The 14,803-nt window shown below is 65.0% G+C and carries 3 protein-coding genes; 2 read left to right on the forward strand and 1 reads right to left on the reverse strand.

Going from position 1 to position 14,803, the window contains the following annotated elements:
• Positions 1-100: 100 nt before the first annotated feature.
• A complete protein-coding gene (locus FJV83_RS23285) occupies positions 101-12,385 on the reverse strand; it encodes an S-layer family protein (protein WP_142887290.1) in 12,285 nt (4,094 codons plus the stop codon).
• A 352-nt stretch (positions 12,386-12,737) separates the two neighbouring features.
• On the opposite strand from FJV83_RS23285, the gene FJV83_RS23290 reads away from it, so the two are divergent.
• On the forward strand, positions 12,738-13,283 hold the full coding sequence (locus tag FJV83_RS23290; RefSeq protein WP_246691906.1) for an invasion associated locus B family protein: 546 nt from the start codon (positions 12,738-12,740) through the stop codon (positions 13,281-13,283).
• 154 nt (positions 13,284-13,437) lie between these two features.
• The gene (locus FJV83_RS23295) at positions 13,438-14,682 is read left to right on the forward strand and encodes a Xaa-Pro peptidase family protein (RefSeq protein ID WP_142887288.1); all 1,245 of its coding nucleotides are present in this window, start codon (positions 13,438-13,440) and stop codon (positions 14,680-14,682) included.
• Positions 14,683-14,803 lie beyond the last annotated feature (121 nt).

A 14,803-nucleotide genomic window follows, 5' to 3' on the forward strand; every position in this document is an offset into this window, starting at 1 on the left:
CCCTCCAGCTTCTATCCGATGCCGCTAACATGACACGTCAGATAGAAATGTCGACATGAATCTTGTGTATTCGCAACTGCTAAACTACCACAAAACTTGATCAGGGCAGCGGTGGCACCGTATTGACGATGTTGATCGTTCCCGACGTCGCCACGGTTGTCGTGGCCGGATTCAGGTTGTTGTCCGTGACGACCTGCTCGGCCGTTGGAGCTGCGGAGACACCCCTCGACAGGTTGATCGTCGAGGTACTGGCTCCGCCGGATACCGCCAGGAAGACGTCACTGCCGTTCGCCGGATCGCCATTGGAGAAGTCGTTGCGCTGAGTCCCGGAACCGCCGACCAAAAGGTTGATGACGCCATTGTCGCCGGCCAGGCCCGAGCCCGCGACGACGTAGAGGCCGGTGAAGGCATTGGAATCGCCATTGCTGGTCGTATTGCCCTGCACCGTGGCATTGATCGTGCTGCTGCCGGAAATCTGGGAGATCTGTATGCCGGCCGTGTCGTAGTGCGTGAGAATGTTGTTCAGGATCGCGACGGTGAAGGTACCGTTGTCCTGGCTGTTGATGTCGATATCGTTGGAGCCGATGCCGCTGCCCGAATGGGCTGTGCCGGCGACGCCGATCGTATTGCCCGAAATCGTGCCGTCGAATATCGAATTGCCGCTGCCGCTGCCCTTGTTCACTTCGATGACGTGCGACTTGATGCCGGTTCCACCATTGGCGGCATGCATGTCGAACGTGTTGTTGGCGATATTGAAGGTGACATTGCCAAGGCTGGCGATGTCGAAGGCGGTGCCGCCGCTCACGGTCACAGGGTGGTTGTTGGCTACCGTGTTGCCGACCAGCTGGACGTCCATGTTCGTCCCGACCCCGCCTGTCGCGGCAACGAGGTTGGCGCGGGCTGTCGTCAAAGCGCTGTTGGAGACGGTCAGGTTCATGGCGGTGCTGCCCGCGTCGGCCTGGAAGTTGATGGCGTCGTTCATCCCGGTACCGTTGTCGCTCCTGCCGCCGATGGTGGAGCTGTCGATCGTCAGCCGGTTCAGCGTGCCGGTGTTGTTCTCGACCATGATGGTGTTGGTATAGCCGCCGCTGATGTTCGAATTGGTGATCGAACCGGAGCCCAGCAGGTTGGTCAGCCGGATCGCATCCTCACCGACATTGGCGAAGGACGCCAGCCCGTCGGACAGGCTGTTGCTGGTGCCGCTGTCGCCGCTGATGACGCTGTGGTCCAGCGAGAAGCCGGTGACGTTGTTGCCGCGGATCGCGAAATTGCCGAAGTCGTTGAGCTGCATCCAGGCGAGCTGCACACTCTTCGTACCGTTGAGGAAGATGCCCGTGCCTTGCGTGGCGGAGCCGTCGGCGCCGCTCTTGTTGGCGATGGTGCCGCCCGTGCCGGCCGAGCCCGTTCCGGTCACATGCAGGCCGCCATTGCCGGCCGCCGTGCCGGTGTTGACCAGGATGATGCCGTCGGCGCTGCCGCCATTCGACGAGATGCTCTGGAAGACCAGGTTGCCCGAGCCGATATTTGTGTTCTCGACATCGAGTGCCGTGCCGGTCGTTGACGTGATCGTGTCGCCGCTGCCCTGCACCGTCACCGTGCCGCCGCCGGTGGCGTTGAAGCCGGTGCCGCTGGTGGTGTTGATGACCAGGCCACCGCCGGTGAAGTTGATGGTCGCATTGGTATTGTTGGTCAGGTTGACGGCGGTGTTGGTGCCGGTCGTCAGCGATTTGCCGGCACCGGAGAAATTGATTGTGCCGCCGCTGTTGGCGTTGACGAGAATGCCGTTGGTGGTGGCGCCGGTGGCCGTAAGATTGCCGGACAGTGTCGTGGTACCACCGGTGCGGTTCTGGATGGCAACGATGTTGTTGGCGTTGTTTTTCGAAATGGTGCCGGCATAGGTGATGTTGCCGGCGCCGCCATCGACGTTGAAACCGACCCCGGTCGGGTTGGTGATCGAGGTGCCGGCGCCGAAGCTGAAGGCGCCGTCCGAGCCGGCGAGGATGTCGATGCCGGCGTCGCCGCCGTTCAGCGTCGTCGTGCCATTGAAATTGTAGGTGCCGTCGGCATTGGAGAATTGCAGGCCGATGCCGTTGCTGGCCGACAGCGTGCCGGTCTGGAAGGTCAGCGTGCCGACGGAGTGGGTCGACACGTTGACCATGGCGCCGCTGCCGCCCTGGGTGATGTTACCGCTGTAGGTGACGTTGGCCGTGCTGCCGGACACGTTCATCGCCGTCCCGGTCGTATTGGTGATCGAGGTGCCGGTGCCGAAGCTGAAGGTGCCGCCCGAACCGGTGAGGATGTTGATGTTGGCGGTGCCGCCGTTCAGCGTCGTCGTGCCGTTGAAATTATAGGTGCCGTCGGCGTTCGAGAATTGCAGGCCGGTGCCGTTGGTGGCCGACAGCGTGCCCGTGTTGAAGGTCAGCGTGCCGGTATGGGCGCCGAGGACGTTGACCATGGCGGCGTTGTTGGCCTGGGTGATGTTGCCGGCATAGGTGGTGTTCACGCTGCCGCCGCTGACCAGGAACGCCGCGCCCGTCGCACCGCTCAAGCCACCGGAGCCGAGGCTGACCGTGCCGGTGACAGCGGTCAGGCTGACATTGTTGGTGCCGCCGGTCGACGTCGTCGAGGTGAACGTGACGCCGGCGGCGATGCCATTGAGATTCACCGCCTGCGCGCCGGTGGAATTCACGGTGCCGGTCGTGACATTGACCGTGCCGCCATTGCTGGCGCTGAAGCCCGCCGTGCCGTTCGTCAGGATATTCAGATTGGCGAAGTTGACGGTCGAAGCCTTGCCGGCGTTGTCGATCGACACCGCGGTGCCTGTCATCGTCGTGCTGGTACCGAGATTGACGGCCCCGTTGAAGCTGACCGTGTTCGCCGCGGTCGCGCCGGAAATGGCTATGCCGCTCGCCACGCCATTCGCCGAGACCGGCCCACCGAAGGTGACGCTGCCGCCGCCGCGGTTGGCGATGCTGACGGCGCTGCCAGCCGTCGCCTTGGTGACCGAGCCGCCATAGGTGATGACGGCATTACCGCCGGTCACGTTGAACGCTGTGCCCGTCGCACCGCTCAGCGCGCCGGAGCCGAGGCCGACCGTGCCGGTGACATTGGTCAGGCCGACATTGTTGGTGCCGCCGCCCGACGAGGTCGAATCGAGCGCGATGGTGGCGGCGACGCCGGAGAGGCTGACGGCCTGGCCGAGGGTCGAATTCACGGTCTCGGCGCCGCCGGTGGCGGTGATGCCCATCGTGCCGCCGGTGTTGGCGATGCCGGTGCCGGTCGTGGTGTCGACGGTCAGCCCGCCGGTGAAGCTGGTCGTGCCGCCGCCCTGCGAGAGACCGCTGCCGCTCGTCGTGTCGATGTTGGCGAGGCCGCTGACGTTGAGCGTGCCGCTGGCCCAGCCGATGCCGCCGCCGGTCGTGTTGTTGACCGTCACCGTGTTGAAATTGAAGGTGCCGGTGTTGGCGTTGATGGCGCTGATGCCGGCGCCCGACGTGTTGGAAATGCTTGTCGCGCCGGTGACGGTGAAGGTGCCGGCAACGCCGTCGAAAATGATGCCGCTCACGCCGCCGGTGGCCGTGACGCTGCCGACCGTCATGTTTACGGTCAATGGGTCGAGGTTGAACGCCGAGCCGTTGGTGGTGTCGACCGAGCCGCCGCTGCTGTTCAGGGTGAAATTGGTATTCGCGCCCTTCGTGTCGACCAGGAGACCAGTACCGCCATTGTTGGCGACGGTGAAGGTGCCGAGATCGAGCGTGCCGCTGGTGTTGGTGAAAGCGATGCCGTTGCCCTGGACGCGTGCGCCAGTCGTGCCGACATCGAGCGTGCCGACGCTGACCGTGCCGCCGGCTCCAGTGGAATCGAACGTAACGTTGTTGAAGGCAATGCCGCCTCCGGTGCCGCCGGTGACCGTATTGCCGGAGAAGGACCTGACGGCGATCGAGTTGCTTGTCGGGCCGATGTTCTGGCCGGCGAAGGACGCGGCCAGCGCGGCTCCGGTCGACTGCAGCGTGTTGCCATCGATCGAGAGCAGCAGCGTGTCGGCCGGCGCGCCGGTGGTGATGAAATCGAGCGCCCGGCCGCCGGCGGCGATGTCGTTGTCCCTGACGAAGAAACTGGAGGCGGCCGATGCGTTGCCGGAAATGCCGGCGCCGGTGCCGGTATTGCGGATGATGAGGTTCTGGATGCCGCCGGTGATCGTCCCGGCGCCCGATGTCGCCAGGTTGATGACCGAGGTGGCGTTGTTGGTCTGCAGGATCGGCCGCAGCGTATCGATGCCGCCCGGCGCCGTAACGATCGGCGAATTCTGCACCGTGGTGAAGTGGAACGCTGCCGACGCGCCACCGCTGGTGTCGACACCGAGCTGCGAGACATCGATGGCCGCGTCGCCGCTCTTGAAGGCGAGCAGCACCTGACCGTCATCGAGGTTGAACGCGGTGCCGCTGAGGTCGATGGTTTCTTGGGCACCGTTGACGTTCTGGTCGATCAGCACCACGACATTGGCGGTGGACGCCTGCGCACCCAAATAGCTGCCCGGATTGGCGAGGCTGCCGTCGCCGGTGCCGCCGGATGTGACATAGTAGACGCGGACCGCCGAAAGGTTCGACGTGTCGCCGCTGAAATTGACGTCGTTGAAATTGTAGTCGCCGTTGGTCGGCAAACTATCGGTGGCGTGGATGACCTGTCCGCCGGTGGTCGCGATCGTCGATTCGGCCGGGCCCTGGCCGTCGCCGAACACCAGCTTGGCGTTGGTGGCGCTGGAGAACTGGACGCCATAGCCGACATTGCCGATGGTCGAGGTCTGGGCGCCGCCGGGATTGACCGTGTCGCCGAGCTGGATGATGCCCGTGCCGGTCGTGCCGGCCATGTCGATGCCGATCGTGCCGGCGAAGCTGCCGCCGTCGACGTCGAAATCGCCCGCCGTGATGTTGCTCCCGCCGAGCGATGCGCCGTTGAGGTCGAAGCCGATAGCGTTCGCGGCATTGAGCCCGACCGTCAGGCTGGTGAAGTCCAGTGCCGAGCCGAGCGCGCCGGAAATATCGACGCCGCGCGAGGTGATGCCTTGCAGGTTTACCGCGCCGAGATCGAGCGAGCCGCCGTTGACATCGTTGAGCGATATGCCGGTCGCAGCACCGTTGCTCGAAATCGTATCGAAATTGATGCCGGCCGCGGCGATGGTCACGCCGTCGAGGTCCAATGCGGTGCCCGTCCCGGTGGTGATGGTGTTGCCGGTGCCGCTGACGCTGACCGTGCCGCCGCCGCTGGCGCTGAACGCCGTCGCGGCGTTCGTGGTGATGTCCAAACCCTCGAAAGTGATTATGGAACCGGCGTTGTTGGTGAGCGAGACACCATTGCCGCCGACCGTCACCTCGTCGGAGAACGTGATCAGGCCGCCGGTATGGTTTGCGATGCTGACGCCGCCGCCGGTCAGCGTGCCCGGTGTCGCGCTGTTGGGCAAAGTACCGCGCGTCAGCGTGATGTTGCCGGCGCCGCCATTGGCGTCGAGCAGCGTGCCGGCGACATTGATGTTGTTGTCGAGAATGGACAGGTTCGAGTCGAGGCTGGCGACCTTGAAGGCCGTGCTGCCGGTGGCGACATTGCTGACCGTCACGCCCTGGATGGTGATGCCGCCGGCATTGTTGAAGCCACCCGCGCTCTGGTCGATGGTAAAGACCGAGCCGTTGGCGCCATTGAAGTTGAAAGCGGTGTTGCTGACCTGGTTGCTGCCGAGCAGATGCAGGAAGTCGGCCGTGCCGGTGACCACGCCTTCATTGCCGGTGACGTTGCCGCCGGTGGCGCCGAGATTGCCCTGGACATTGACCGGCTGGACCGTGCCGGAGACGGTGATGGCGGTATTGTTGCCGAAGCCGGTGATCGACTGGCCCGAATCGAGCGTGAACGGCGTGCCGCTGAGATCGACTGTGCCGACGAAGGCGAAGGTCTGCGTGCCGGCCAGGGCATCGGCGGCGGCGACCGAGATGGTCGTCACCGCGGCGCTGAGCCCGTAGGTGCCGGCGGCGATCACGCCACCGTTCTGCGAGACCATGATGGTCCCACCAACCGCGCTGGGCAGATTGGCGTTGCCGGTGAAGGCGACATCGTCGAAATCGTAATTGCCCAAGGCCGGATCGAGGCCGACCGTGTTGACGGTGAAGGCGCCAACGGCCGTGGCGCTGATCGATGACTGCAGCCCGTCGGCCGAAGTGCCGTCGCCGAAGGTGAAGTTGGCGTTGGCCGAGGTCGCCGTGGTGCCGCCCGACGACAGTTCGACGCCGACGCCGAGATTGGTGATGCTGGAGCCGCGCTGGAAGGTGATGGTCTTGTTGCCCGTCGTCGACGACAGGTCGATGCCGCGCGAGGTGAGGTCACCGTTGCCGGCAATTGCCGTCACGCCGAAATCGGCCGTGGTCGACGAACCGTTGAAGTCGATGCCGGTCTGGTTGGCGCCGGCACCCATCGTCACGTTGGTCGTGCCGAAGGTCACGTTAGCATTGGTGCCGGAGAAATTGATGCCGGCCGCGTTGGCGGCCGAGCCTAGAATCACGCTGGTCGTGCCGAAGGTCAACGAACTCGCAAAGGTACCGATGTCTATGCCATTGCCACCGGCACCCGACACCGTGACCGCGCCGAAGGTGGCACTGGAGCCGCCGGCGATGTTCGAAACCGACAGCCCGTTGCCTATCGCGTTGGTGATCGACAAAGGCGCGGTGGCGTTGAAAATAGCGCTTTCGCCGGGGGCGCCTAGGCGGGTGAGGACTGCGCCGCCACCGCCAGTGGCCGTCATCGCCGAGCCACTGAAACTGATCGTACCGCCGGTCAGCGTTGACGATGTGCCTATAGCGAAGAGGTTACCGGTGCCCGTTGAGGTGATACTGCCGCTGAAGGCCACCGAGCCGCCGGTGATGCCATCGACCTTGACCGCCGTGCCGGGCGCGGTCGCCGAGCTGGAGATACCGGCCGAGACCGTGATCGCAGCGCTGCCGCCGGAGACGACGACGCCGTTGCCGGTACCGGAGTTGGTGATCGTGCCGCCGATGGCAATGGTGCCGGTGTTGTTGGCCAGGCTGACATCGGCGGCGTTAACACTTGTCGTAACCAAGTTGTTGACGCTGACGGTCGCCGCACTGTTCTGCACCACGAAGCCAGAAACGCCGAGGGCGGTGGTATCGATCTTCGTCGTGCCGTTGAAGCTGTACGTGCCGCCGGCGATGTTGGTGAGGCGGATGGCGTCGCCGCTGATACGGAACAGATCGACATTGCCGAAGGTGACGTTGCCGCTGCCGGCACTGATGTTCTCGATGACGATGCCAGTAGAAGCGCCGCCGCCCGAGCCATCCACGTTGACGCTGGCGAAATTCACGCCGGCGGCGCCGATGGTCATTCCGGTGCCGCCGATGAGAATTCCCTTCTCATCCGGCCCGAGGCCGGTTGCTACGGTGTTGGTCCCGGTCACCGTCAGCGTGCCGCCATTGACAGCGCTGAAGCCGTAGCCGCCATCCGTGGTCAGGTCGAGGCCGCCGGTGAAGTTGATCGTACCGCCGGTGTTGCCGGTCAGGTTGATCGCATTGGCCGCACCGGTGCTGGCGGTGATCTTGCCGCCGAAGGTGGCGGTGCCGCCGGTCATGTTGGAAATTCTCACCGCGCTTGCAGCGGCGGTCTGGCTGATGGTGCCGTTGTAGGTGACGTTGGGCGTGGAGTTGGTGATCGAGAAGGCGTTGCTGCTCGTACCGGCGATGGAGCTTCCGGCCCCGAAGGTCAGGGTTCCACTCGAGCCGGCAACGATACCGACGCCTATGCCGCCGCCGGTAATATCGAGGTCGTCGAAAGTGGCGGTGCCGTCGAAATCGTTGGCGAACAGCCCGACATTGCCGGCATTGGCGATCGTCGTATTGCCGGTGAAATTGACGGTCGCGCTTGAATTGACCAGCGCGATGCCGGTCTGGCTCGCATTCTGGATGTGGAGACCGTCGACCGTCACCGTGCCGGTCACGCTGTCGAGGACGACGCCTGTCGCGGCGCTGCTGACCGTCACGCCGTTGATCGTTGCGCCGGCGATGCCCGTTCCATCGATTGCGGTGGCGGAACTGCTGGCGGTGAGGTTCGCGACGAGGTTGCCATTGGCCAGGTCGATGGTGTTGCCGGCCGAATTGTTGAGCGTCGCGCCGCCATTGCCGAAAGGATCGGCCTGGAATTGCGTGCCACTTATGACATGCGTGCCGGTGACATTGGCGGGCGGCGCGCCAAGGCTCACCGAAGCGCCATTGGCGAAGGAAACGATCGACTGGCCGTCGGCCAGCGTAAAGCCGTCGGCATCCGTATCGATGTTTCCGGCGCCGTTGTTGACCAGCACGAAGATCGTGTTGGCGGGAGCCGCCAGGGCGTCCGCCGCGGTGGCGTTGATCAGGTCGTTGACGCTGGAGCCGTCGCCAGCGCCGGTGCTGGCGGCGCCGACGAAGACGACATTAGCGATGTCGAACAGCTGCGGACCGTTCAGCACCGTGGTGTTGAAGGCATAGGTGCCGCTGCCTGGCAACAGGCCGCGCATGTCGAGCGACGCCGTCGTGCCGGTGATGACCGCGCCGCCGGCCGCGCCGAACGAGAACGCCGTGTTGGCGGTGGTGCCGGCCGCGCCATTGGTGCCCATCTGCACGCCGGTGTCGACACCGGCGATGATGCCGCCGCCGATCGTCACCGAGCCGCCATTGGTGCCCGACAGGTCGATGCCGATCGAGGAGCCGCCGGAACTGCCGCTGATGTCGAGCATGGCGGCGGTGAAGGTCGAGGTGCTGCCCGACAGGTCGAGCGCGGTGGAGCAGTTACACAGGCCAGTGATATCGATGTCGCCGAAGCTGATGATGCCGTTGCTGCCAACGACGTCGATGCCGCTTCCGAACGGCTGGTCGATGGTGACCGCGCCGCTGAACGAAACAGCGCCGGTGTTGTCTTCCAGCCAGATGCCGTCGCCGGGATCGGTCATGCTGACCGGTCCGCTGAAGGTGAGCGTGCCGGCATTGTCGGTGGCGAGGATGCCCTCGCTGTCGATATGAGTCAGGGTGACCGGCCCGCCGAACGTGACCGCGCCGCCGGAATTCTGGACGTCGATACCGACGCCGCCCGGGGCGGTGATGTCCGAGATATCGACGGTTCCGAACGTGAAATCGGCGGTGCTGTCGAATATCCCGAGGCCGCCGAGCAAGGTGTTGCTGACCGTCGTTGCGCCGGAAACGGCGAAATTTCCCGACACGCCTGCAAACGACGCGCCGAAAAGGCCGCCGTCCTGCGTCAAGCTGGTCAGCGTCACGTCGAGATCGGCGCCGAATAGCGCGACGCCGCCGCCACCGTTCCCGGAGATCGTACCGCCGGTGGTAGTGAACGTGCCGGCGGTGGAGGAGACGTTGACGCCGAGGCTTGAATTGCCGGATGCGTTCAGGGTCTGGAACGCGTAATTTCCGTCGCCGTTGATGGCCAGGCCGGCGCCATTGCCCGAAAGCCCTGTCGCGCCGTTGAAGGCATAGGTCCCGTCTCCGTCGATGCGCAGGCCGGCGCCGCCATTGCCGGTCGCGGTCACATTGTTGGCCGCGACGTTGCTGGCGCCTTCGAACAGCAGCCCGTCCAGGCCGGCTCCGCTGACATTGACGCCGCTTATCGTCACGCCGGTGACGTTGTTGCCATGGATGCCGTTGCCGCCGCCCGGATTGGCGTTCGACACGTTGAAATCGAGCAGCGAGGTGCCGTTGGCCAGCGTCACGGTATCCGCGCCGGCCGAACTGGTCAGCGTCGCCGCGCCGCCGGCGTCCGAGATGGTCCCGGTATGGGAAATGTTGTCGCCGGTCACGTTGACCGGGATGCCGCCGAGCGAGAAGGTCCGCCCGTTGCCGAACGAGGCCAGCGTCTGCCCGGCGCTCAGCGAGAAACCGTCGGTGTCGTCGATGGCCGTGCCGCGATTGACCAGCACGAAGATCGCCGTGCCGTCGGTGTTGGCATCGGCTGTCGCGATCGAGGCGAGGTCCAGCAGGGAGGAGCCGGTGCCCGAGCCGGTCGCCGTGGCGCCGACGAAGATCACATTCTGCACGTCGAACAGCTGCGGACCGCTGAAGGTGGTCGAGCCGAACGCGTAGTGGCCGAGCGTCTGGTTCAGCCCGCGCGCGTCGAGCGAAGCGGTGCTGCCGGCGATCGAGCCGCCGCCGAAGCTGAATTCGGCATTGGCCGAATGGGCCAGCGAGCCGGCTATGCCGAAGCGCACGCCAGTGTCGACCCCGGCGATGGCGCCGCCATCGGTGATGACGATCGTTGCCCCGCCCGAGGTCGGCGAGGAGAGATCGATGCCGATCGAGCCGGCGGCGCCGGTGCCGGTGATGTTGAGCGACTGCGCGGTGAAGTTCGTGTGGCTGCCGGAGAAGTCGAGGCCGGTGCCGACGCCGAGGCCGGAGATGACGATGTTGCCGGCGACCACCGCCGCATTGACGCCGGCAAACGAAATGCCGTCGCCGCCGGGTGCCGAGATGGCGACATCGCCGAAGCGGATCGCCGCCGGCGATTCGGAAATGGCGATCGCCGGTCCAGTCGTGTTGGAAATCGTCGTCGAACCGTTGACGGTGAAGCTGCCCGAGACATGGTCGAGCACGACACCCGACGTGCCGCCGGTCTGGCTGATCGAATCCAGCACCAAATGGGCAGTGATCGGGTCGATGAAGACGGCCATGCCGCCATTGCCCGACACGGTGCCGCCGGTGGTGGTGAAGCTGCCGGCAATCGACGTGCCCTGCACGGTTATGCCGCGATCGGTGTTATCAAGCGCATTGACGGTGGCGAAGGTGTAGGTGCCCTGGCCTGATATATCGAGGCCGTCGTCGCCATTGCCCTGCAGCAGCGTCGTGCCGGTGAAATTGTACGTGCCGTTGTCTTCGATATGCAGGCCGTCGAGGCCATTGCCGGTCGCGGTGAAACCGGACGCCTTGACGTTGGTCGAATTGCCGGTGAACGCGGCGCCGTTGCCGCCGGCACCCGTCACAGTCACGTTGGTCAGCGTCGTGCCGGTGGCGTTGTTGCCGAAGATGCCGTTGGCGCCGCCGGTGATGGTGATGCCGTTCAGCGTATTGCCGGTGCCGAGCGTGATGACGTTGTTGGCGACATTGGTGCCCTGGATCGTGCCGTCGCTGCCGCCCAGATTGAAGGTGGCGGTGCCGCCGCCGGACAGTTTCGCGGTGACGCTTTCGCCGCCGCCGATCACGGTCTGGCCATTGGCAAGTGTCACGCCGGCTGTCGTCAGATTGCCATTGCCGCCCAGCGCAACCACAAAACCGCCGCTGCCGGCCTTGGTGACCGCGTCGTCCAGCGTCGTCGGGTCGGTCAGCGTGCCGGCGCCCGCCAGCCCGCCATCGGCGAAATAGAACTTGCCGAACGCCGCATTGGTCGCGGCGTTGATGGCGACGCGCGTCGTCGAGCCGCCGTTGATCTCCTGCGACTGGATCCTGACGCCGATATCGCCGCGCACGCGCTCGTTGACGCGCTTGCGCAGGCCTTCACTGACCGGATAGACCGGTTCGGCACCGATGGCCGCGGTCTTGTCCGAACCGTGGCCGGGGTTGAACGGGATGTTCAGCCGCACGCTGCCGGCGAACTGGGTGTCGTCGCGATTGTCGTTGCGGACCTCGCCGGCGAAGACCAGTTCGGTGCCGCTGCCGAAGACATCGCCGATCGTGTATTCGAACCCGGCCTTGGCGCCGGTGACGCTGCCGTCGTCGCCGTGCGGGTCCTCGAAATGGTAGCCGCCAATGTCGAGCCGCAGCGAGTGCTTGTCGGGCAGGTTGACCGGAACCTGGGCGCCGATCTCGCCTTCGATGCCCCAGGCCGCGTAGTCGCGGTGGTCGAGCACCGATATCCGTTCGATCAGCTGGTTCGAGACCATCGACAGGGTCGAGCTGGTCGAATGATCGGTCGAGTCGCCCTTGATCGGTACGAAGACGTTCACATGCGCGTCGAAGTTCGGCGTGATCGCCTCGACGCCCAGCGTGGCCGCGGTGAACTGCGTGCTGTCGTAGTTCTCGAGGTTTATATAGGCGTAGCCGCCGAGCATCAGGTCGGGATTGACGATGCGGCGAATGCCGAGGCCGATGTCCTGGCCGGAAGCATCCTTGAAATCGTGCTTGGCCCGGACATCGAGGAACAGCACCGACTCGGCCGTCTGCTTGATCGGAATGAAGCCTTCGAGCGCGGCGTTGCCGCCATTGTTGTCGGCACCGACGATGGCGCGGATCTGCGGCTGCCAGAGGCCGTCGGGGTCGGCATGGGCAATCACGCCCGAAAGGCCAAGCGCCAGCGTCGTCAGCGCCGTCGTCTTCCAAAGATGGCTTACAATGCGCGAACGGCGATAACCAGCGCGCACGCGGAAAGCCTCCCCATGCGCCACCATCCCACCAACCTGCCGAGACGTCTCGGTAGTTTCCATCCCTGGCGAGTCCCTTCAGGGACTGCACGTCCCGCGTGTTAATTCTTACGCGAATTCTATTGTATAGCGAGTCCGGAAGGTTGTGCGTGTTGTTGTCGGACCGCAAAGTTCTGTCCTGTGACCATATTGCCACAGTAGATTTGCCGGCTTGCTTGACCCGGGACTCGGCTTTCGGAGCCGTCGCCATTGTTGTATCAAGCCTTTTCCGAGAGAATACCTGCCGGGGCAAGGAAAATTGTGGGGCGTCAAGAACATGCCAAGTAATTTAGCTAGAGCTAATCTAGCGCGAATGATCGCGACATCGGCTGCCCTTTGGCTGCTGTCGACTTCTGTTGGCCCGGCGCTTGCCGAGGACGCGGCCAAAGGGTCCCAAGCCAAACAGTCTCAGCCCAAGGAGGCCGGACCCAAGCCGGCCGACGCCAATGCATGGGCGGTGAACTGCTCCAGCGGCTCGGCGACCAACGAGCTTCAGTGCCAGGTGTCGCAGACCCTCACCGAGGCCAAGACCGGGCAGCGCGTGCTGACCGTCACCGTGCGCCGCGACAACGCCAATGGCAGCTTCGCCATGCTGCTCGCTTTGCCGCACGGCCTGTTCCTGCCGTCCGGCGTCAGCTATCAGGTCGACCAGGGGCAAAAGGTCGTCATCGCCATCCAGACCAGCGACCAGAACGGCGCCTATGCCGCCACGCCGCTGTCGCCGGAACTGCTCAAGACGATGAAGTCGGGAACCAATCTGAACATCGGCATGGAATCGGTCACCCGCAAGCCGGTCACCATCCCGGTCTCGCTCGCCGGCTTCACCACGGCCATCGCCAAGCTGGAATCGATCAAGTAGCGGGTTCGCCGGCAACCATTGGCCGACATCCCGCCCCCTCGTCGTGGGCGTCTCCGCTCCGCGCTCAAGCTACGCAGCGCGTCAATGCGAGCAACCAGCTTGATTGTCCGCACCCGCAATGCTCCGTTGTCGCTTCTGACATCCGGAGAAACCCATGACAGGCTTTGTCGACCGCCAGCGCGCCGCGCAGTTGATGGAAGGCGCCGGCATCGGGGCGCTGGTGCTCTGCGCGCCCGAGGCCTTCCACTATGCGACCGGTGCGTGGATCGGCCCGGCGGGACTGTTCCGCCGTGCCGGTGGCGGCTTCGTGATCATCCCGGCCGGACAAGACCTGCCGATCGGTGTTGTCGTCGCCGACTTCAACGCCGCGCAGCTGCGGCTCGCCGCGCCGGAAGCAATCGTGCGGTCGCACCCGATCTGGATCGAATCCGCGCCGGTCGAGATTGGAACGCACGGGCTCGCTTTGGCCGAACGCATCGAGGCCGGCCTTGCCTCGCTTGGCCGCGCCCCGGATTTCTCCCGCCCCGCCACTTTCGATCTCGCCGGCTCGGTGCGCCAGCTGCAGGCCTTGCTCGAGGAATTCGGACTGGAGCGCGCAACGCTCGGCATCGACCTTGACTTCGTCCCGGCCGCCGATTTCGCGGCCATCCAGGCGCTGTTGCCGCATTGCCCGATGGTCGATGGCTCGCCGGTCCTTGACAGGCTGCGGGCCGTCAAATCCCAGCGCGAGATCGATCTCCTCCAGCAAGGTATCTTTCTCTCGGAAGCCGGGCTGGAGCGCTTGCAGGTGGACGCGATGGCCGGCATGCGCCAGGCCGATCTCATCGCGCTCTACCGCAAGGGCGTCGCCGAAGCGGCAGCCGGGCTGTCGCATCCGGTCGTCACGGCGGAATATGTGACGCTGGGCGCCCGCGCCAAGGGCGCCGACGCCAGGGCCGTGGCCGGCGATCCCTTGAAATGCGACATGGTCTGCACGGTCGGCGGCTACGCTTCCGACATGTCGCGCAATTTCACCTTCGGGCCGCCTTCCGCCGACCAGGCCGAGCTGCATGCCATCGCCGAGCGCGCCTTCGAGGATGGGCTGGCGGCGCTGATGCCGGGAAACACGCTCGCTCATGTGCATCGCGTCACCACCGAGAGCCTGGCGCGGCAAGGCCTGCGCAGCTTCCGCCGCGGCCATTTCGGCCACAGCGTCGGCCAGTCGGTGTTTTCCGAGCAATGGCCGTTCATCGCGGCCGACAGCGATGTCGTCATCGAGGTCGGCATGGTGCTGGCCTTCGAAATCCCGCTCTACATGGACGGCCTCGCCAGCTTCAATCTCGAGGACCAGTTCCTGATCAGGGCAGATGGGCCGATGCCGATGAACCGGCTGCCGAGGCGGCTGGAGAGGCTTGGCTAGCGGGAGGCTTCACTCCGGAGATTGGCCGAGCCCCTCCACGTTTGTCATCCACGGACGGAGCAGTCGCGTGGCGGCGTCGCGGAGACCCGAGGATCCATATGCCGCGACCTTGATCGAATGG

Origin of the sequence: Mesorhizobium sp. WSM4307 (assembly GCF_007003945.1) — a bacterium.
In the GTDB taxonomy this organism is placed as follows: domain Bacteria; phylum Pseudomonadota; class Alphaproteobacteria; order Rhizobiales; family Rhizobiaceae; genus Mesorhizobium.